Here is a 21275-nt window from a genome sequence, read left to right as displayed (position 1 = left end):
TAGCTTGCAACGATTCCTTTGCGTGAATCGCTTAAGCCTGTTAGGATGGCACAAAACGACTGAATAACACACACGAGGACTCGACGATGAGCACATTGCTGGAGATTTACGAAACAATGAGCTATGGCCCCGCCCCAGAAGCAGCTGCTCCTGCCCACGAGTGGCTAGATGCCCATAGCCGTCGTTTCGGGCTATATATTAATGGTACATGGACTGAAGCCGCCAACGAGCGCTTGTTTGATTCGATCAATCCTGCTAATCGCAGCGTGTTGGCGCAAGTAACCCAAGCCAGCAGCGATGAAGTTAATGCTGCTGTGGCTGCTGCCAAGGCGGCTTTTCCTGCATGGTCGCAAACCAGCGGCCATGTGCGCGCACGCTATTTGTACGCTTTGGCGCGCCAAATCCAGAAGCATTCGCGGCGCTTTGCAGTGCTCGAAACGCTCGACAATGGCAAGCCAATTCGCGAAACTCGCGATATTGATATTCCGCTGGTTGCGCGCCATTTCTATTATCACGCTGGCTGGGCGCAGTTGCAAGAGAGCGATTTGGCAGGCTACGAGCCGTTGGGCGTGGTCGGCCAAATTATTCCGTGGAACTTCCCATTGTTGATGTTGGCTTGGAAGATTGCTCCAGCCTTGGCCATGGGCAACACAGTGGTCTTGAAGCCCGCCGAATGGACTTCATTAACCGCCTTGGCGTTTGCTGAAATTTGCCATGAAATTGGCTTGCCCAAAGGCGTAGTTAACATCGTCACTGGCGATGGCAAAGTTGGCGAGCAAATCGTCAAGCATCCTGATATTGCCAAAATTGCCTTTACTGGCTCAACCGAGGTTGGCAAAATTATCCGCAGCGCCACCGCTGGCACTGGCAAAAAGCTTTCCTTGGAGCTTGGCGGCAAATCGCCGTTTATCGTGTATGACACCGCCGATCTCGATAGCGTGGTCGAAGGCGTGGTCGATGCGATTTGGTTCAATCAAGGCCAAGTTTGTTGCGCTGGCTCACGCTTGTTGGTGCAAGAAAACATCGCCGATAAGCTGATTGGCAAGTTGCGCACCCGCATGGAGCAATTGCGCATCGGCGATCCCTTGGATAAAGCGATTGATATTGGGGCGATTGTTGCGCCAGCTCAGTTGCAAAAAATTGAGCAACTCGTGGCCGAAGGCGAGCAAGAAGGCTCAGTAAAATGGCAACCATCGTGGGCCTGCCCAACCGATGGCTATTTTTACCCACCAACCTTGTTTACCAATGTAGCTCCCGCCTCAACCTTGGCCCAAGTCGAAATTTTCGGGCCAGTCTTGGTCACAATGACCTTCCGCACCCCTGATGAAGCGATTGCCATCGCCAACAACACCCGTTTTGGCTTGGCCGCTAGCATTTGGAGCGAAGATATTAACGTCGCGCTCCACGCCGCAGCCCGGGTCAAAGCAGGCGTGGTTTGGATCAACAGCACCAATCTGTTTGATGCAGCAGCAGGCTTCGGCGGCTATCGTGAAAGCGGCTACGGTCGCGAAGGTGGCAAAGAAGGCTTATACGAATACCTCAAAAAATCTGAGGTGAAGAAGCTCAAAACTAAGGCTAGCCCAACCGCACCAGCAGTTGCCAGCCCTGTGAGCAATGGCCTGCCAGCGCTTGATCGCACACCCAAAATCTATATTGGCGGCAAGCAAGCCCGCCCCGATTCAGGCTATAGCCGCATTGTGGTTGGTAGCAACGGCGAAACTCTGGGCGAAGTTGGCGATGGCAGCCGCAAAGATATTCGCAATTCGGTCGAAGTGGCCCGTAGCGCAGCCAACACCTGGTCGGCAGCAACCGCCTACAACCGCGCGCAAGTGCTCTATTTCTTGGCCGAAAACCTTGGGGCACGCGCCAGCGAATTTGCCCAACGCATTCGCCAACAAACAGGCCGTACCGATGCAGAGCTTGAAGTTGAAACATCAATCGAGCGCTTATTTACCTACGCAGCGTGGGCCGATAAATATGATGGCGCGGTGCATGCCACGCCAGTGCGCAACGCAACTCTCGCCATGGTCGAGCCAATCGGCGTGCTTGGCTTGGTTTGTCCAAACGAATATCCATTGTTGGGCCTAATTTCGCTGCTTGCGCCAGCCATCGCCTTGGGCAATAGCGCGATCCTCATTCCATCAGCAGAACACCCGCTTTCAGCCACCGATTTGTATCAAGTGCTGGATACCAGCGACGTGCCTGCTGGCGTGGTCAACATCATCACTGGCGACCGCGATAGCTTGGCCAAAGTGCTGGCCGAGCACAACGACGTTGATGGATTGTGGTATTGGGGCAGTGCTGAGGGCAGCGCCTTGGTTGAGCGCAGTTCAATTGGCAACCTCAAACAAACTTGGGTCAACTACGGCGAAAGCCGCGATTGGCTCGATCGACGAGTTGGCGAGGGCGAAGAATTTTTGCGCCACGCTAGCCAAATCAAAAATATCTGGGTTCCCTACGGCGCATAATCGCCGAATTGAACCAAGCAAGCCCGACTCCAATCCAGGAGTCGGGCTTGTTCGTTTTAGTTTGGATTAATCTCGGTGGCAAACCAATATGGGCCGCTACACGCATTATTGAGTGGAGCCATCAAATGCGTGAAAAATTCTGGCTGAACCTCACCACCACCAAGCCGTACCTCTGAACCACCAACCACCTGCTGAGCGGTTTTGAGGTCGCTGATCGTCGTTTTTTCAAGCCGAAATTGATCATTCCAAATAATCAGGTAGCTTACTTGATTATTGGCAGGCTCTAGCCGCAAGCAATTACCCCGAATAATCAGTTCGCCGCTGGCAATGGCTTGCGGTACTTGGCCAATACTTTTAGGCCGTACTTGGGGGAATACCAACCCAACTGTTGGTTGGCTGGTCGGGTTTGAGGCAGTGCAACCACTAATGATCAGCAATAACAGGATTATTTGGATAACGCTACTGCTTAAGCGCAGCCACATTTTTAAGCCCTCCTCCTAATAATCTCAACTTAGTCATGAACCTCTAAACATCACTTTTAGTATCAATCTCTATGTGCTATATTCATTCTATTTACGATGCTATAATCATCTAGTATGAGAGAATCCGTATAGCATAGGCGGCAAACTAGGTAGAGCCATGACCAATTCTCCAACAACAATTTTTCTTACCCTTTATTTTGATCGAGCAACTGAGCAAGCCATTAATCGCCTGTGGCATGTGCTTGCAGATGCTGGAATTTCGCTACCAGGGATTCATGGCCATCGCCCGCATATCACGCTAGCGGCCTATGACACCAGTGATTGGACAACCTATCAGCAATTGCTGGAAAAATTCACCCAATCACAGCAGGCGTTTCCTATCCGGTTGCATGCTCTGGGTATCTTTCCAGAGACGGGAGTTGTCTTCCTTGCGCCACGAGTAACTGCACCATTACTCACACTCCATAGCGCACTCCTCACGGCATGTGCAGCGCTCGGCAGTGCGCCACTCAAATATGCACATCATTTGGGCGAGAACGCTTGGATGCCGCATTGTACCCTTGCACGAGGGCAAACATCAACCCAGGTTATGGCGATCGTCGAGACGTGCGCTCAGCACTGGCAAGCCATTGATGGCATGATTGAAGGTATCGGAATCCTCATTCCGCCCGCTGTGATCGATGTTGCCCAATACCCATTGGCTGCTCCATCAAGCCACGACAACAGCTAGGCTGACATTGATCCAACTCCGAAGCGTCCTTGAGCTGTTATTTCTAATAGAATAGCGCAATGCTTATTCACTATAACGATCATTACAAATTTGACAATTCAACAAAATTCTTATATATTGATATCAAGTATCAATAAGGAGTTCTAGAATGCTTGATGTGATTATTGTTGGGGGCAGCGTTGCTGGCTTGAGTGCAGCCTTGGTGTTGGGGCGGGCGCGGCGTAACGTTGTGGTGCTCGATAGCCAGCAGCCGCGCAATGCCCAATCGCCTGGCGTGCATAATTTTCTTTCGCGGGATGGGATTTTGCCAGCAGAGCTACGCCAAATTGGCCGCGATCAGCTTAAGCCTTATCCAAGTGTGGAAGTACGGTTTGCCACTGCCGAGCATGCTCAAGCGATTGATGGCGGCTTTGTGGTGACGCTTGATGATGGCAGCGAATTACGTAGCCGCAAATTATTAATTGCCTCAGGCGTGATCGACGAATTGCCAGCAATTGAAGGCATGGCCGAATTATGGGGATCGAGCGTGTTTCACTGCCCCTACTGCCACGGCTGGGAAGTGCGCGATCAACCGTTGGCGGTCTTAGTGTCCGATGCAGATCGCCTGTTTCATGTCGCAACCTTGCTGCAAAACTGGAGCAGCGATTTGGTGGTTTGTACCAATGGCGAGGCTCAACTTAGCCCAGAACAACGCCGAATCTTGGCCAAACTCAACCTGCCAATTCGCGAAGATCGCTTGGTGGGCATTGAGCAAGCCAATGGCCAATTGACTCATTTGGTTTTTGACCAAGGCGAGCCATTAGCCCGCAGCGGCTTGTTGATTGGTGTGCCCCAACGCCAACGCAGCCAATTGCCAGCCCAATTAGGCTGCGAAGTTTCCGACAATCCCCAAATGCCAAACTTGATCAAAGTTCAAATGCTTGGCCAAACCAGCGTGCCGGGCGTATATGCTGCTGGCGATGCCACCGCAGGCATGCAACAAGCAATCAATGCCGCTGCTGGGGGAGCGATGGCAGGCGCTGGCATCAATCACGAACTGATTCAAGATCTGATTAAACAGCTTTAGCTCTGCGCTCGAAGCGCATGCGCCATTTGCTGTAGCATTGTTGATGATACTCCTCGGCGGGATAAAACGGCAGATCGATTAAGATTTCAATCCTGAGATCGGCAAGCCGCGGTTGCGCTAGCTTACTGGCCAGAGCTAGCTCCAACTGGGCGGCAGTGCTGCAAATAATCAGCGGTCGATATTGTGGATCGGAATCGAGCGGCGGCTCCAACATTGCCCAGAAGTGGTTCAATAGCGTTGCCAAACTGATGATCGTTGGATCAAATTGTAATTGCACGACCTCTGCATGGCCAGTCGTGCCAGCACAAACATCCTCATAGCTTGGATGCTCAACCCAGCCGCCAGCATAGCCCGCTTGGGTTTGGATGATACCTGTAATGGCACGAAACGCTTCTTCGACACCCCAAAAACAGCCAGCCCCAACAATAATTCGCTCGTGCATATGCCCACCTTTGGCTTGATGTTTAGGCGTTTGTAAAGCCATATTTAGTGATCATAGCACGAATTGTGGTGATATTGCGGGCGGTTCCTGCTTGTTTGAGTGCTCGTTCTAATTTCGCGCCGCTAAACTTACTCTCGCCAACCTGTTTATGGCGCAGCCACCAGACATGGCGCCCAGTAATGCGAAATGTATCCAATTCGTTTTGGTGTTTGGCCAAACGGGCTTGGGCCTCTGCATCAGGCTCATGGCGCACAAAGGTCAAATATAACGCGGCTTTGGGGTCGATTTCGCTTGGTTCGAATGGGCAAGCTTGTTCAAGCGCGACCAACTCGCTGGCTGAGCGCAAAAATGTTTCGACTGCAAAGCCAAAACGGGCCTCAAGCTGGCGATTAATCAATGTTTCGGCCTCTGCATAGCTGATCGTTGGATCAGCGAAGACCACATTGCCCGATTGAATGTAGGTCTGGACATTCTCAAAACCTTGATTAACCAACACTGCGCGCAAATCTTCCATCTTCACAAAATGGTTGGTAATGTTGATCGCACGTAAAAAAGCAACTGTACTCATCGCTGCCTCGCTTTTTAGCAAATATGTACGAGTATACCAGAGAGCGAGATTTTAACGCAGCGGCGCAGAGTTTTTTTAACCACGAAGAGCACGAAGAGCACAAAGGACGGAAACCACGAAGAACGCGAAGAGCGCGAAGGTTAAGTTTTTCGTCATAGATTGGCACAGATTTTTTTGATTCTTTTTCCACTAACCCATAGCCCATAGTCTACAGCCGATAGCCTCATCTCTGATTATGCTTCCCACAGCCCATAGCCTACAGCCGATAGCCTCATCCCTCTGCGCCGCTGCGTTAAAAATCCGATCCCCGACCTCTAGCCCCTGATCCCGAGCACCTCATCCCTCATCCTTCATCCTTTCGCTATGTTCTTGCTCTCTGTTCTTCATCCCTCATCCTTTTCGTAGCTCTGCTATAATATTGCTTCAATGCTTAAATAACCCCAACTGCTTCGACCAACCATCACCTCACTGCTGAGGAGTAGCGTATGCAACAGGTAGTACGTGTTTTTCACCAACTCTTGCCCGATTTTGTTGACCATGTTTCTGCGCAAATTGTTGCGAACCATGTGCCTGTGTATGCCAGTTTGCCGCAGCAGCATGTCAAAATGGCGCTCTACAACGCGATTCATTCAATCGAGATTGATTTGGCCCAAGGCACAACCTCGGTGTATGCAGATTATTGGCGCAATGTAGCAGTGCAACGAGCGCAACAAGGCATTTCACCAGTCCATAGCATGTTGGTAACGCACCTTTCGACCAACGTGATGACCCAATTTTTGAAACAAGCCTTGCAGCATGAGCCAGAAGCCTTGGCGTGGTGGCTGGAACGCACCCACACCATTATCTCGCTTGGTATGTTGGTGATGACCGAGGCGCGGATTAATGCGCTCCAACAGCTTGACCAACTTGGCAGCGAGCCAGCCAGCAGCGGGATTATTATTCATGAACAGGCAAACTTGATTTTGCCACCAAGCCATTGGCAAGCCCCGCATGTGTTGCATGTGCAAGCCTTTGGCCAACTGCGAGCATGGCGTGGCTCAAGTGAGATTATCAATTGGGGCCGCAAATCGGCAATTGCCTTGCTGGGCATGTTAATTACCCAGCGTGGCCAATGGATACAGCGTGAGCAAATTTGCGAGCTGTTTTGGCCAGATTTAGCGCCAAGCCATGCAGAAGCCCAATTTAAAGTGGCGCTGAATGCGCTAACCGCCGTGTTGGAGCCAGAGCGCCCAACGCGCCAAGCCTCAAGCTATATTCAACGCCGCCATAGTGCCTATCGCTTGGCGCTTGATACCGCGCCGATTCAGCTTGATCTGCTGCGTTTTGAGCAATTGCTCCAGCGCGCAACCAAAGCCAGCAATCGACCAGAGGCGATTAATTGCTATCGCCAAGCGCTCAATATGTATGCTGGCGATTTTTTGGGCGATTGTTTGTACAGCGATTGGGCTAATGGGCTGCGTGAACAATTGCGGGCAAAGTATGTGCAAGCTGCCTGCGATCTGGCCCACTTATTGCTGGCCGAACACCAGCCAAACGAGGCTTTGGAATGGGCAGAGGCGGCGCTGCACGCTGATCCCTATCAAGAAACTGCCTATCAAGCAAGTTTTATGGCCTATGCTCAGCTTGGCAAGCGCCAACAATTGCAACGCAGCTACCAGCGCTGCCAACAAACGCTGGAGCACGATTTGGGCTTAGCGCCGCTGGCTGCGACCAAAGCGGCCTATCAGCAAGCAGAACAAACGCTGCAACGAGTGTAACTCAAGTGTAACTAGCCTTTGCTATGCTGAAGTGAGAGCTACTTCAATTGCATAGTCCAAAGGAGGACGCACGTAATGAAGCGTTTGATTTCGATGTTGATCATTCTGGTTACTGCAATTCAGCTGTTGGCTGCCTGTAGCAGTGGCACCGGAGTTGAGCCAACCACCACCAATCCGACCAGCGAATCGGCCCAAGCCACCCAAGCTCCTCCCGCGACGACCGCTCCCGCCGCAACCACAGAAAGCACCGAACCAACCGCTGCGCCAACCAGCGCTAGCGCTGCCGCGAATGGCAAACCAATCAAAATTGGGCTGATCACCGATCAATCCAAAGCCTTGTCGCTGTATGGCAGCCAAGAAATCAATGGATTTATGTTGGGCTTGGAATATGCCACCAACGGCACGATGCAAGTTGCTGGCCGCCCCATTGAAGTGATTGTCAAAGATGATGAAAACAACCCAGAACGCGCTCGTCAATTGGCTCGCGAGCTGATTGAAAAAGATGGCGTTGAATTATTGCAATGCTGCGCCTCGACCTCCAGCGCATTAACCGTGATTGAAATTGCCAAAGAAAACAACATCATTGCGATGATTGATCCGGCAGCTGGGCCACAAATTACTGGCTCGAATTTCAATCGTTTTGTCTTCCGCACTGGCCGCAATACCTTGCAAGATGCCTTGACCGCAGGCCCATACATGGTCGAGAACGTTGGCAAAGAGTTTGTACAATTGGCTCCTGACACCGATTTTGGCAAAGGCTCAGCAGCATCGTGGCGCTCGATCATCGAGACCAACGGTGGAACCTTCGTCGCCGATGATGTGTTTATTCCCGCCGATACAACCGACTTTACGCCATACTTGCAAAAATTGCTTGATGCCGCCGACGAAAAACAGGCCAAAGTCTTGATGGTCACCTGGGCTGGCTCGAACTTCCCACGTTTGTTCCAGCAAATGCAAGAGCAAGGCGTGCTCGATAAATTGACCTTGGCAACCGGCTTTGGCGATAACGTGACTATGCCAATGGTTTATGCCGATGCGGTTGGCTCGGTTGGCATGATCGCCTACCACTACACCTTACCCAAAAATGAGGTCAACGATTGGTTGGTTGCACAGCACAAAGCCAAATATGGTTCGTACCCTGATCTCTTTACCGCTGGAGGCATGGCCTCGGGCATTGCAACTGTGCGCGGTTTGGAAGCAACCAAGGGCGATACCAACGCCGATGCGTTGATCGCAGCGCTCGAAGGCATGAGCTTTGAAGGACCAAAAGGTACCTACACCTTCCGCAAAGACGATCATCAAGCGCTTCAGCCAATGTACATGGTCAAATTGATCAGCACCAGCGATCCTGATGCGAAGTTCTTTGAGTTGCTGCAAGAACGCACTGCTGAACAAACCGCCCCGCCAGTGATGGTGACGAAGTAAGCCGAGGGTTCAGTAGTTAGGGGTCGGGGATCGGTTAGGATCTGGATTTTACAATTCGAACAGCAATTCTTTGGTTCATCAGTGAATGGATGATAGCCACTAATTGTCCTTGAGGGGGTGCAGGGGGATTAAAGCCCCCTGCGTCTCCCGCCTTGAGGCGGGACGGAAGGGCGGTGATCACCAATCAATTCTTTGATCCAATACTTGATTAAAAACCTATCCTTGAAAGAATCCCCATCCCTCAACTAGCAAATCAAAGGAATTTTCAATGCCAAACGTTTTGCTGAAAACTGACCATCTTTCGCGCTCGTTTGGTGGTTTGCAGGCGGTGCGTGATGTAAGCATCGCAGTTGAAGAAGGCTCGTTTCATTCGGTTATTGGGCCAAATGGGGCCGGAAAAACGACCTTCTTCAACATGATTAGCGGCGCGATTAAGCCCAGCCGCGGCAAGGTATTTTTTGCTGGCAACGATATTACCGGCCAGCCCTTGCACCGTATGATTCACCTTGGTATTGGCCGCGCCTACCAAATTACCAGTTTGTTTCCATCGCTGACGGTAGCCGAAAATGTGCGTTTGGCTGCTCAAGCACGGGGCCGCGATACCTTCAAATTTTGGCAGCATAGCGATCGTTTTCAGCGCTACCACGAGCGAGCACAAACCGCGCTCAAGTTAGTTGGTTTGCGCGGCGTTGAGCATATGCTCGCCAGTGCCTTGCCCCACGGCGATAAACGCAAGCTTGAATTAGCCTTGTTGCTGGCTAGTGAACCCCGCTTGCTCCTGCTCGATGAGCCAACTGCTGGCATGGCCGCCAACCAAGTGCCCGAATTGATTGAGATTATTCAGCAACTGCGCCAAAGCGGCCAACATACGATTATTTTGGTTGAGCATCGCATGGATGTGGTAATGAGCATTTCGGATCAAATTACGGTGATGCATGGTGGCAGCGTCTTGGCCGAAGGCACGCCCCAAGCGATTGCAGCAGATAAACGGGTGCAGCAAGCCTACCTTGGCGAATTGTATGACGATGTGCTAAGCCAGCCTCACGAGGTCGCCCATGACACCAATTCTTGAAGTTGAGCAAATTCAGACCTTCATCGGGCAATATCATATTTTGCATGATGTTTCGTTGCAGGCCGAGCAAGGCAGCATTACCGCGCTGCTTGGGCGCAACGGCGCTGGCAAAACCACCACCCTCAAATCGATTATGGGCTTAACGCCGCCCCAAACTGGCGTAATTCGCTTTGCTGGCCAACGAATTAATGGCTTGCGCACCTTCAAAATTGCCCAATTAGGCATTGGCTATGTGCCAGAGCATCGGGCAATTTTCCGCGATTTGACCGTAACTGAGCATTTGATTTTGGCTGAACGCAAACGGGGCGATTTACGGCGACGCGGCGATTTGATCTTCAGCCTATTTCCCGATTTGCAGCGGCTCGAACGGTTGCTCGGCAGCCAACTTTCTGGTGGTCAGCAACAGATGTTGGCAATTGCGCGGGCCTTGGTTCCTGAAACCCAACTGCTATTGATTGATGAGCCAAGCGAGGGCCTTGCACCAGTAATTATCGAACAAATGATGCGAGCAATTACCGCGCTGAGCGAACATACCACGGTGGTGTTGGTTGAACAAAACTTTCGGATGGCCAGCGCCATCAGCCAAGCCTACTATATGCTCGATGATGGCCGAACTGTTGATCATGGCACGATGACGGCGCTGCGGGGCAATCCCCAATTAATTCAGCGCTACCTTGGTGCTGCCTAAAAGGTGTTGAGTATGGCTGTTGCTGCTCCCCCGACAATTCAAACCAAACCCTTGCGCGAACGTTTAGCGCCGTTGGTTATTCCAGCTGTCTTTGTGCTGATTTTCGCCACGGTGTTGGTGGTTGCGCCCGCCAGTTGGCCCAAATTAATCACTGGCATTTTGTTGCCAGGCTTGACCTTGGCGGCAATCTACTTCATGCTCTCTGCTGGATTATCGCTGATTTTCGGTTTGATGGATGTGCTGAATTTTGCTCATGGCTCGCTGTTTATGCTCGGTGGCTACTGCGCTTGGACATGCAACCAATGGCTTGACCCTGCATACCCAGGCCATTGGCCGCTCACCATCGCCAGCGGCAATCTGCGTTTTATCATCGGCTTGATTGTGGGAGCCTTGGTGGGTGCAGCGGTTGGCAGCCTCATCGAAATCAGCCTGATTCGCCCGCTCTACAAACGGCCAATCTACCAAGTGCTGCTGACCTTAGGCTTGGTGTTTGTGTTTGATGCCTTGGTGCGCACGATTCCGGCGTGGGGTTCGCTCAGCCGTGCGCCAATCAAGCCACCGATGTTGACCGAAAGCCTCAGCCTGTTGGGTCGGCGATTTCCCAGCTATAGCCTATTTTTGATCTGCCTGAGCGTTTCGCTGGCAGTAATTATTGCCTTGGTGCTGCGGCGCTCACGGATTGGCCTCACGATTCGGGCTGGTGTGCAGGATAGCGCCATGGTCGAAGCGATGGGAATCAACGTGCGGCGCGTATTTACTGGGGTTTTTGGCTTTGGTAGCGGTTTGGCGGCTTTGGGCGGCGCGGTAGCAGCCTCGTTTATTGGGGTTTATCCCGAAATGGGCTTGGAATACCAGCTTTTCGCCTTTATCGTGGTGGTGATTGGTGGCTTGGGCAGCTATAGCGGCGCGGCAGCAGGAGCCTTGTTGATTGGGCTAGCTCGAACTTTTAGCGACCATTTGGTACTCGAAACTGGCCTACCAACCGCCATCGCCTCGGCCTCAACCGTGCTGGTAATGGCGGTTGTGCTCTTGCTCAAACCAGGCGGAATTTTCAATAAACAATAGGGGTGGAAACCGCGAAGTGCGCGAAGAACGCTAAGTTAAGTTCTTAGCCACAAATTCTACGAAGGGGAGAAAGAGATGAGGCTCTAGGCTTTTGGCTAGCGGAACCGCGAAGATGATTTTTAGCCACGAATTCCACGAATATCACAAATGGTAGGGTGAAGAAAACTTAAAAATAATCCACAACCCAAATATTAGGGGGTGCAGGGGGATGCCCCACCCTGCGTTTCCCTCCAGCGGAGGGACGGAAGGGTGGCGAAACTCAATTGCAAGAAAAACTAGGCATCGAGGATCGGAACCGCGACGACCACGAAGAGCACGAAGAATGGGGAACCAGAAGCAACAGCGATAATCCACAACCCAAATATTAGGGGGTGCAGGGGGATGCCCCCCCTGCGTTTCCCTCCAGTGGAGGGACGGAAGGGTGGAGAAACATACCATGGCTATAGTCTCTGGACTAATGGCTACCGGAAAATCATTGGAGTTGGCAACAGGCGGTTGGCACAGGATGAAATCCTGATCCCCAGCCCCTAGCCCCCGATCCCTACCTATTACGGAGAAAACCCATGCTCAATCCACCATTGTTAGCCGGATTAACCGCCCGTGTAGTCCAAACGCCTCGCTTGGCGATGCATGTGCTTGAGCGTGGCGATCCCAACAATCAGCCAATTGTGCTGGTGCATGGCAATGTTTCAGCAGCCCGTTTTTGGGAAGAATTGATGCTGGTCTTGCCCGATGATTATTATGTAATTGCTCCCGATCTGCGCAGCTATGGCCGCTCGGAGCGCTTGCCGCTTGATGCAACTCGTGGTGTACGCGACTTCAGCGATGATCTCGATAGCCTGTTGCAAACCCTCAATCTGCGCCAACCACACTTGGTTGGTTGGTCGCTGGGCGGCAATATCATTTTGCAATATGCCCTCGATTACGCCGCGAATGTGCGTTCGCTGACACTCGTTGCGCCAGGCTCGCCCTATGGCTACGGCGGCACTCACGGCCACGATGGCCAGCCCAATAGCCCTGATTACGCTGGCAGCGGCGGCGGCACCGCCAATGCAGCCTTCGTCGAAGCGCTCAAAAACCAAGATCGCGGCGCTGGCCCAGTTTCGCCACGCACGATTATGAATAGCTTCTACTTCAAGCCACCGTTCCGCTCAAGCCGCGAGGATATGTTTGTTGATGAAATGCTTCAGACCTATTGCTCGCCCCAAAATTACCCGGGCGATTTGGTAGCCTCAGAAAACTGGCCGCTGGTTGCGCCAGGTACAGGCGGCGTAAACAATGCGCTCTCGCCCAAATATCTCAACCAAAGCAGTTTTGCCACGATTCAGCCACAACCGCCAGTGCTCTGGATTCGCGGCGATGCAGACCAAATTGTCTCCGATGCTTCGATGTTTGATTTATGTATGCTTGGTCAATTGGGCTTAGTTCCAGGCTGGCCTGGCGCGGAAACTCATCCAGCCCAGCCGATGGTTGGCCAAATGCGGGCAGTGCTCGAAAACTACGCCGCCCACGGTGGCGACTATCAAGAAACGGTATTGGCCAATTGCGGCCACTCACCCCACATCGAACAACCAAGTTTGTTCAACACGGCATTGCTTGATTTTCTAACTCAGGTTTAGGCGAGGTTTGCTATGCAGCGTTTGCGCCCACTGCTGCCACTTGTGGCGATTGGCGGCTTGGCAAGTTTGCCATTTGCCTTTGCCGCCGATACGACCCGCTTTTGGCAAGGGGTCTTTATTCAGATTTTTATTCTGGCGATTTATGCCCTGAGCTACGATTTATTGATGGGCTACACCGGCATGATTTCGTTTGGCCATGCGCTGTTTTTTGGCGCTGGCGGCTATACCGCTGCAATTTTGCTGCGCCAAGCAGAGCCGCCGTCAATGCTAATTGTGATTGCAGCAGTGATCGTGGTTGGTGCAACTATCGGGGCAGCAGTCGGGGCATTATCGCTGCGGGTTAGCGGGGTGTATTTTTCAATGATTACCCTTGCGCTGGCCGAGATTTTCTTCATCCTGTTCAAAGCCGATGATCCCAAGCTCAAGCCGATTACTGGCGGCGAAATTGGCTTGCAAGGAATTGTCGTGCCCGCAGCGATTGATGCCACGACCTATCGGCTACGCTTTTACTTTTTGACCTTGGCATGTATGGTTGGGCTGTATTATGCGGCGCGGCGCTTGATCAACTCGCCAACTGGCCGCGTGTTTGTGGCGATTCGCGAGAACGAGCCACGCGCCACGGCCTTGGGCTATAACACGCTGCATTTCAAATTATTGGCAACTTCAATTTCATCAACAATTGCGGCCTTGGCAGGAATGTTGATGGTGCTGTATGAAAAAAGTGCCAGCTTCGAAATGCTCAGCGTCAATCTCACCATCCAAGCCTTGTTGATGACGATCATCGGTGGGATTGGCACGCTGATTGGGCCAATGCTCGGCGCTGCGACCATCCGCTTGCTGGATCACGGCCTCAAAGGCGAATTTATGCAAGCGCTCTTACCAGCTTGGTTACGCCCCGACTTAGTATTTGGCATCGTGTATGTGGTGCTGGTGTTGTTCTTCCCTGCTGGCTTGATGGGGGCGATTCGCAAGCTACGCGGCAAAACCAGCCGCAGCTCAGTCGAACGCCTGCGTCAAGCCATGAAACCAAAGGCAGAATCATGAGTTACGAATTTCCGCCAATTGGCATTGCTGCAATCGCGACCTATCTGCCAGCGGCGATTGAAACTGCGAGCCAAATTGGCCTAGCCGCCAACATCCCCGAAGCCGTGGTGATCGAAAAGCTGGGTATTCGCCAAAAACACTTGGCCGAAGCCCACGACACACCATCGGCAATGGCGGCTGAGGCAGCACGCAAAGCCTTGGCTAGCGCCGAACTCGACCCGTTGGATGTTGATTTGATCATCTATCACGGCAGCGAGTACAAAGATTATGTCGTGTGGTCGGCGGCAGCCAAAATTCAACATCTGATTGGCGCCAAAAATGCCTATGCCTACGAGATTTATGCCTTGTGCGCAGGCTCGCCAGTCGCGATCAAAACCGCCCGCGATCAGATGCGCGCTGACCCACTGTTGCGCAATGTGCTACTGGTTTCGGCGGCCCGCGAAAACGAACTGGTGAGTTACGACAACCAACAAGCGCGCTTTATGTTTAACTTTGGGGCTGGCGCATCGGCAATGTTGCTTCGGCGCGATTATGCAACCAACCAAGTGCTCGAATCGGCGGTGCTGGTCGATGGCTCGTTTAGCGAAAATGTGGTGATGCGCGGTGGTGGAGCACGCTTCCCTACCAGCCAAGCCACGGTCGATGCAGGCTACCATCAACTTGATGTCTTACAGCTTGAAGATATGCGCGATCGTTTGGGCTTGGTGTCGCAGCCTAATTTTGTCAAAGTGATCGATCAAGCAGTCACGCGTTCTGGCTATCAGTGCTCAGATATTGATTTTTTGGCGATTACCCATATGAAGCCATCGTTTCACAATGGCTTATTGCACGATTTAGGCTTACGCCCCGATCAAGCGATCTACCTTGATGACTATGGGCATATTCAATCGGTTGATCAGCAATTGGCGCTTGATTTGGCCCAGCAACGTGGCTTGCTCAAAGCTGGCGATTTGGTGGTGTTGGCAGGTGCTGGCACTGGCTATACTTGGGCCGCAAGCGCCGTGCGTTGGGGAAAGTAGAGCAAAGAGCATAGAACATAGAGCATAGGACTAAAGGCAAACTATGAATTCTGAAGAATAAGCAATAAAAGAACCTAGTTCATAGAATTTCTTCATCGAAACGCATTCAAGCAGTTTTTGAAGCTATCCCACTATGTTCTATGTTCTTTGCTCTATGTTCTTCTAAAGGAGCATTGCAATGTACATTGGTGACTGGCTTGGCAAGCGCGAGTTGCTTACGCCAGAGCGAATAGCGCTGGTTGACGACCGCGATGGCGAGCGCTATAGCTACCGCCAATTGAATAGTCGCGCCAACCGTTTGGCTGCCAGTTTGCGCCAGCGTTTTGGCGTAAGCAAAGGCGATCGGGTGGCAATTTTGGCCAAAAATCAAATTGGCTACCTCGACGCTGTATTTGCCACTGGCAAGCTTGGGGCGATTTTAGTGCCATTAAATTGGCGCTTAACTGAGCATGAATTAATCTATATGCTCAAAGATAGCGCCGCCAGCGTGTTGCTCTACGATCAGCAATTTGCGCCAATGCTGCCAACGCTGCGCAGCCAAACCCCGCTCAAGCAGGGTGTGCAATTTGGCGCTGAATACGAGCAGCTTTTGGCCCAAGCCAGCGATCTGCCAATCAGCGAAGCGGTCGATCTCGATGATCCACACCTGATTTTGTATACCTCGGGCACGACTGGCGCACCCAAAGGCGCTGTGCTTTCGCATCGAGTACTGGTATGGAACTCGTTGAATACGAATGTTGGCTGGGATTTGCACGCCGATGATGTGAGCATTATTCACACCCCATTATTTCACACTGGCGGCTTGAATGTGCTGACCTTGCCAATTTTGCATGCTGGCGGCACGATGGTCTTGATGCACGATTGGCAGCCAAAGCGCTGCTTGGAATTGATTGAGCGCGAGAATGTAACGATCTTTTTTGCCGTGCCAACCATGTTTGAGATGCTGCTACAAGCGCCGAATTTTGCCCAAACCAACCTCAGCAGCCTACGTTTTTGCATCGCTGGCGGCGCACCATGCCCAATTCCCTTGATTGAGGCCTATCAACAACGCAATATTCCGTTTCGCCAAGGCTATGGCCTGACCGAAGTGTCGGTTAATTGCTTCACACTCAACCCCGAAGATGCGATTCGCAAGGCTGGCTCGGTTGGCAAGCCGATCTTTCACCTTGATGCGCGAATTGTTGATGAGGCTGGCCGCGACGTGCCAACCAACAGCATAGGCGAATTGATTTTATGCGGGCCGACGGTCTGCAATGGCTATTGGCGCAATCCGGTTGCAACCGCCCAAGCCTTGCAAAAAGGCTGGTTCTACACTGGCGATCTAGCGCGGGTTGATGAAGAAGGCTATTTCTACATCGTCGATCGCAAAAAGGATATGTATATTTCTGGCGGCGAGAATGTGTACCCTGCCGAAATTGAAAACGTGCTTTATCAACACCCAGCCGTGCAAGAATGCGCGGTAATTGGCATTCCCGATGGGCGTTGGGGCGAAGTTGGACGGGCCTTGGTGGTGGTGCGGCCAAGTATGCAGCTTGATGAGGCTACGTTGATTGGCTTCTGTCGTGAACGCCTCGCCAGCTACAAAACCCCCAAATCAATTTATTTTCTGCCCGAGCTACCGCACAACGCTAGTGGCAAGGTCGTTAAGCACGAGCTACGCAAGCTGTTTGGCTATTAGAACAGAGACATAGAACATAGAGCATAGGTATCAGGATTCAGGGGCTAGGGGTCAGGTTCAACGCAGAGGCGCAGAGCTTCAAAAATATGAATTATGAGGGATGAAGGGTGAAGGGTGAAGGGTGAAGGGATATGCTCTCCACATTGAGTTTGAAATTCTTAGCGCTCTTCGTGCTCTTCGTGGTTTCAGCCTCGGCAAATCCAATTTCTCTAGCCCCTGCCCCCTGACATCTGAACCCTTCTACTTAAAGGATTTTACAAATGAGCTATACAATTGGTCAAAGCGCAAAGTTGCGCAAAACGATTACCGAAGCCGATATTATTTTGTTCGCTGGCATTTCAGGCGATGCCAACCCCGTCCATATTGATGAAATTGCGGCCCGTGAATCGCGCTTTGGGCGACGGATTGCCCATGGAATGCTTGGCGCTGGCCTGATTTCGGCAGTAATTGGCATGCATTTGCCAGGCCCAGGCACAATTTATCTCAACCAAAGCTTAGCTTTTCGCAGCCCGATGTACATTGGCGATACGGTCACGGCTTATGCCGAAATCAAAAGCCTACGCGACGATAAACCAATCGCCACATTAATCACCAAAGTGCTCAACGAAGAAGGCAAAACCTTGATTGAAGGCGAGGCGATCGTACTGCTGCCAAGTTAATTGCCGATTGCAACTCAGTTCCAAGGCCACTCGAATTGAGCGGTTGTTTCGGGCTTGACAGGTAGTTGCTCACATCGCTATGCTCTGAATTGCAATAATTCTGTGAGTAGCGAGGAACGAGCAATGCCCAAATTTTTGCAAAAATTTGCCCAGCCGCGCCTGCTTTGGTGGGCCTTTGGCCTAGCGATAAGCTTATTGGTGCTTAGCAATGTACTGGCAACAATGTTTCATTCGTGGACTGGCGGCTATGGCTTATTGGATTTGGGCGGCGGGGCGAATGCTTTTTCGGCCAAAACTAGCGTTACCCCAGCCTTGGCCTATGAATTGATCGGCAACTATGGCGTGCAGCGTAGCAGCCATTTGTGGCTGATTTTGCCCGATATGCTGCTGCCAATAGAGGTTTGGCTCTGTTTCGGCCTGACGCTGCTCTGGCTTACTCGTGAACAGGCTGGTTGGCAACGCTGGCTGCCAAGCTTAGCTAGTCTTTATTTACTTGGCGATTATAGCGAGAATATCTGCGAAGCGCTGATGTTGAGCCAATATCCAAGCCAATTGCCAAGCGTTGCCAGCCTTTGGACATGGAGCTTTATGCTCAAAAATATCTCAATTGGCTTAAATAGCTTGGCAATTGTGCTGCTGATCGTGTGGCGTTGGCGGGCAAGAATCAAGACTAAATAACAAAAAGGCACGCAGGATTTGCGTGCCTTCCTCCTACGAGCAAGCGCTATTCAGCGGCGCGGCTGCCCAGTTGTTCGTTCAACAAGAACAAAGCACCTGGGTGATCGCCAGCCATCCTGAGCTTTTCGACCACATCCGAGGCGCTTTTTTCTTCCTCGACTTGCTCGGTAATAAACCATTGCAAGTGAATTTGGGTCGCATGATCGTTCTCTTTGATTGCCAAATCGTAGAGCGAGTTGATTAAGGCCGTAACTTTTTCTTCGTGGTGCAATGCCAACTCAAACACTTCAAGCGATGAGTTGAAGCTTGATTGAGGTTGTTCAAAGCCTTGTAAAACGGCGCGCCCGCCGCGATCGTGCAAATAATCGAACAATTTCATGGCATGTTCGGTTTCTTCTTCGTATTGCAAGCGCATCCAATGGGCGAAGCCACCCAAATTAACCGATTCGAAGTAGGCCGACATCGAAAGATACAAGTAGGCCGACTCAAATTCATGCTTGATTTGATCGTTAATTGCGGCTTCAATAGTTGGATTAATCATAGGTTGCGAACTCCTTCGCTAGCAAGATTCTTGCGACTATCGCTAGTTTAGGCTATCTAGCGCTGAAAAACAAGGTCTTTTTTGATCCACGAAGAACACGAAGAGCACGAAGTATGGAACCACGAAGAGCGCGAAAGCTTATTTTTAGCCACAGATTAGCACAGATTTTTTTGATTTTGTTCCTACTCCCGATAGCCAATAGCCGCCAGCCAAAAGCCATAAATACTCTGCGCCTCTGCGTTGATTTCGATCCCCAACCCCTATGTTCTTTGCTTTGTGTTCTTCATCCCTCATCCCTCATCCTTCATCCTTTATTTTCCCTCTGCGCCTCTGCGTTAAACCTTTTTGATTTCTGCCTTCTGCCTTTATGTTCTATGTTCTATGCTCTTTGTTCTTAGCTTCATCCTTCATAATTCGTAATTCATCCTTTTATCAGATGCACTTCAGTTGCTAGCCATGGCCTAAATTATGATTAATTGCTACATTTAGTGTGTATTTGTAGGAGGAATTACTCAATGCGTTCATTGAAATATATGAGCTTGGCCTTGTTGCTGGCAGCCTGTAGCAGCCAAACTCCAGCAACCAACACGCCAGCAGCAACCAGCAACTTACCAGCTCAAGCCACGGCCACCATCGCCAGTGGCTCGGCAGCAACCAGCATTCCAACCACCGCGCCGCAAGCAACCACCAACCCACAGGCCACGGTTGCCACGGCCAACCAAATTAACTTAAGCGCACCACCAGCAGATGCCCTCTTAACCACATCGGTGCGCGTTGCAGGCACGATTGTGCTCACGCCATTCGAAAAAACCTTGCGCTTGCTGATACAAGCAGAAGATGGCAGCACAGTCTACGAAGGCCCAATTAGCACAGTTGGCGAATATGGCAGCAGCGCCACCTTCGATGTGACGGTTGACTTCACGCCGCCAGCAGCAGGCAAAGGTGTAATTAAGGTCATCGAAGACGATATGAGCGGCGAATTGCCCTATCGCACGATTGCTGAGCAAGCAGTGCAATTTGCTCCAGTTGGCGCCGAAGCAACCCAAGCCCCTGAGCAAGCCATTTTGATCGAATTGACTGAGCCAGCGATGAACTCGGTCGTTGGCAATCCCTTGAATTTCAAAGGCACGCTCTCGGCAATGCCATTTGAAAAAAATGTGGTGATTGAAGTGTACGATAGCGAATTGCATTTGCTGGGCCAAACCAGCGTCACCGCCGATGGCGAATATGGCTCAGCAGGAACCTTTAGTGGCAGCATTAATTTCCAAGCGCCATTAACCAAACGCATCGGTCGCGTAATTGCTTATACAACCTCACCAAAAGATGGTGCGGTCGTTGGCCAAGCTGAATCGACCGTTACCTTGCCACAATGGGAAGGCACCGGTGCCTACATGGCGCAGCCAGCGCCCGAAACCAGCGCCTTCTTGCCATTGCACGTTGAGGCCGTTGGCTTGAGCAGCGATAATTACACCGTGCGCTTGCGCTATGCCGATGGCACGTTGTTGGAACAAAATACCCAAGCCTATAATGGCTATTTGGCCCTGAGCTTGACGTGGGATACGGCTCCACCAGAGTTGCCAACCCAAGGTGCAATCCTCGAATTGGTCAAAGCTGATGGTTCGGTTGAATTAACCCAAAATCTGCGCATGCTCGATCTGACCAGCCAACCAACTACCACGGTTGAGGTCTCGTGGTTAGCAGGCGAAGGCTCAATCAATGGGGTTCGAACCTTGCCCAAAACTGCCAGTGTTGCCAGCGCCGCCCTCCGCGAGTTGGTTTGGGGTCCAGTCGGCGAAGATGCAGCTTATAGCACTGCCATTCCAAGCCCTAAAGCGGTTGCCGACTATGCTGGCGATAAAACTGGCTGGACGGGACGGGTTTATCTGCGCTCAGTGCGCATCGAAGGCGATACCGCCTATGTCGATTGGAGCCGCGAAATGCGCGCATGGGGCGGTGGCGCGATGCACCTAGAATCACTCCAAGCCCAAGTCGACTTTACCTTGAAACAATTTCCCCAAGTTAAAAACGTCGTTATGACCGTCGAAGGCGACGAAAACGTCTTGCAACCATAAACTTAGTTCCCTGACTTTTCACCCTTCTAGATAGGTTATTTATAGTGTTCTGCTCCAAGCCGCGCTATAAGAGGTTTATCAGCAGGCTATTGCCTTCCAACAAACGTCCTTGAGGCGGGACGGAAGGGTGGTGACAACCGATGAATGTTGATGGTCAATAATTGATTAAAAATCTACATTCTCTCCGCCTAGTAGATGCGTA

General features: G+C 51.6%; 19 protein-coding genes. 15 read left to right on the top strand and 4 right to left on the bottom strand.

Annotated features, from left to right (window positions below):
* The first annotated feature begins 86 nt into the window (after positions 1-86).
* Positions 87-2468, top strand: coding sequence for an aldehyde dehydrogenase family protein (locus tag SE18_RS18350; protein WP_054535900.1), 2382 nt, complete (start codon positions 87-89; stop codon positions 2466-2468).
* Between the two features lie 56 nt (positions 2469-2524).
* Here the strand turns inward: SE18_RS18350 and SE18_RS18345 are convergent, their stop codons facing one another.
* On the bottom strand, positions 2525-2950 hold the full coding sequence (locus SE18_RS18345) for a hypothetical protein (protein ID WP_054535899.1): 426 nt from the start codon (positions 2948-2950) through the stop codon (positions 2525-2527).
* 157 nt (positions 2951-3107) lie between these two features.
* Here SE18_RS18345 and SE18_RS18340 point away from each other — a divergent pair, with 157 nt between their 5' ends.
* Both SE18_RS18340 and SE18_RS18335 read left to right on the top strand, forming a co-directional pair.
* Positions 3108-3680 (top strand): 2'-5' RNA ligase family protein, encoded by a 573-nt coding sequence (locus SE18_RS18340; RefSeq protein WP_054535898.1) that lies wholly within the window; start codon positions 3108-3110, stop codon positions 3678-3680.
* Positions 3681-3828: 148 nt separating this feature from the next.
* On the top strand, positions 3829-4746 hold the full coding sequence (locus SE18_RS18335) for an NAD(P)/FAD-dependent oxidoreductase (protein ID WP_054535897.1): 918 nt from the start codon (positions 3829-3831) through the stop codon (positions 4744-4746).
* Here the strand turns inward: SE18_RS18335 and msrA are convergent.
* Both msrA and SE18_RS18325 read right to left on the bottom strand, forming a co-directional pair.
* Entirely contained in the window at positions 4733-5188 is a 456-nt protein-coding gene (gene msrA, locus SE18_RS18330) for a peptide-methionine (S)-S-oxide reductase MsrA (protein ID WP_083470004.1), read from the bottom strand. The two genes, SE18_RS18335 and msrA, sit on opposite strands and share 14 nt — an antisense overlap.
* A gap of 22 nt (positions 5189-5210) precedes the next feature.
* Complete coding sequence (locus SE18_RS18325) at positions 5211-5756, bottom strand: DUF1697 domain-containing protein (protein ID WP_054535895.1); 546 nt, start codon at positions 5754-5756, stop codon at positions 5211-5213.
* 485 nt (positions 5757-6241) lie between these two features.
* Between SE18_RS18325 and SE18_RS18320 the strand changes: the two genes are divergently transcribed.
* The 11 genes from SE18_RS18320 (at position 6242) to SE18_RS18270 (ending at position 18460) form a co-directional block, all read left to right on the top strand.
* On the top strand, positions 6242-7513 hold the full coding sequence (locus SE18_RS18320) for an AfsR/SARP family transcriptional regulator (RefSeq protein WP_054535894.1): 1272 nt from the start codon (positions 6242-6244) through the stop codon (positions 7511-7513).
* 75 nt (positions 7514-7588) lie between these two features.
* Positions 7589-8938 carry a substrate-binding domain-containing protein gene (locus SE18_RS18315; protein WP_054535893.1) on the top strand — a complete coding sequence of 450 codons (1350 nt, stop codon included), beginning with the start codon at positions 7589-7591 and terminating at the stop codon, positions 8936-8938.
* A 268-nt stretch (positions 8939-9206) separates the two neighbouring features.
* Complete coding sequence (locus SE18_RS18310; RefSeq protein ID WP_054535892.1) at positions 9207-10010, top strand: ABC transporter ATP-binding protein; 804 nt, start codon at positions 9207-9209, stop codon at positions 10008-10010.
* Positions 9994-10698: an ABC transporter ATP-binding protein gene (locus SE18_RS18305; protein WP_054535891.1), complete on the top strand. Its 705-nt coding sequence runs from the start codon at positions 9994-9996 to the stop codon at positions 10696-10698. The genes SE18_RS18310 and SE18_RS18305 overlap by 17 nt, the downstream gene beginning before the upstream one ends.
* Before the next feature lie 12 nt (positions 10699-10710).
* The gene (locus tag SE18_RS18300) at positions 10711-11763 is read left to right on the top strand and encodes a branched-chain amino acid ABC transporter permease (RefSeq protein ID WP_083469997.1); all 1053 of its coding nucleotides are present in this window, start codon (positions 10711-10713) and stop codon (positions 11761-11763) included.
* Between the two features lie 563 nt (positions 11764-12326).
* A complete protein-coding gene (locus tag SE18_RS18295; protein WP_054535890.1) occupies positions 12327-13382 on the top strand; it encodes an alpha/beta fold hydrolase in 1056 nt (351 codons plus the stop codon).
* Between the two features lie 12 nt (positions 13383-13394).
* Entirely contained in the window at positions 13395-14426 is a 1032-nt protein-coding gene (locus tag SE18_RS18290; RefSeq protein WP_054535889.1) for a branched-chain amino acid ABC transporter permease, read from the top strand.
* Positions 14423-15445, top strand: a complete 1023-nt coding sequence (locus tag SE18_RS18285) for a 3-oxoacyl-ACP synthase (RefSeq protein WP_054535888.1) — start codon at positions 14423-14425, stop codon at positions 15443-15445. Before SE18_RS18290 ends, SE18_RS18285 begins: the two co-directional genes overlap by 4 nt.
* A 178-nt stretch (positions 15446-15623) precedes the next feature.
* Complete coding sequence (locus SE18_RS18280) at positions 15624-17123, top strand: acyl-CoA synthetase (protein WP_054535887.1); 1500 nt, start codon at positions 15624-15626, stop codon at positions 17121-17123.
* A 260-nt stretch (positions 17124-17383) separates the two neighbouring features.
* Positions 17384-17782, top strand: coding sequence for a MaoC family dehydratase (locus tag SE18_RS18275; protein WP_054535886.1), 399 nt, complete (start codon positions 17384-17386; stop codon positions 17780-17782).
* Between the two features lie 123 nt (positions 17783-17905).
* Positions 17906-18460 (top strand): hypothetical protein, encoded by a 555-nt coding sequence (locus tag SE18_RS18270; RefSeq protein ID WP_054535885.1) that lies wholly within the window; start codon positions 17906-17908, stop codon positions 18458-18460.
* A gap of 46 nt (positions 18461-18506) precedes the next feature.
* On the opposite strand, the gene SE18_RS18265 is transcribed toward SE18_RS18270, so the two are convergent.
* A complete protein-coding gene (locus SE18_RS18265) occupies positions 18507-19001 on the bottom strand; it encodes a ferritin (RefSeq protein WP_054535884.1) in 495 nt (164 codons plus the stop codon).
* Positions 19002-19516: 515 nt separating this feature from the next.
* On the opposite strand from SE18_RS18265, the gene SE18_RS18260 reads away from it, so the two are divergent.
* The gene (locus tag SE18_RS18260; RefSeq protein WP_054535883.1) at positions 19517-21073 is read left to right on the top strand and encodes a Gmad2 immunoglobulin-like domain-containing protein; all 1557 of its coding nucleotides are present in this window, start codon (positions 19517-19519) and stop codon (positions 21071-21073) included.
* Positions 21074-21275: the final 202 nt, after the last annotated feature.

Source organism: Herpetosiphon geysericola (genome assembly GCF_001306135.1).
Lineage (GTDB): Bacteria > Chloroflexota > Chloroflexia > Chloroflexales > Herpetosiphonaceae > Herpetosiphon > Herpetosiphon geysericola.
This window is presented reverse-complemented; position numbering and strand designations above follow the sequence as displayed.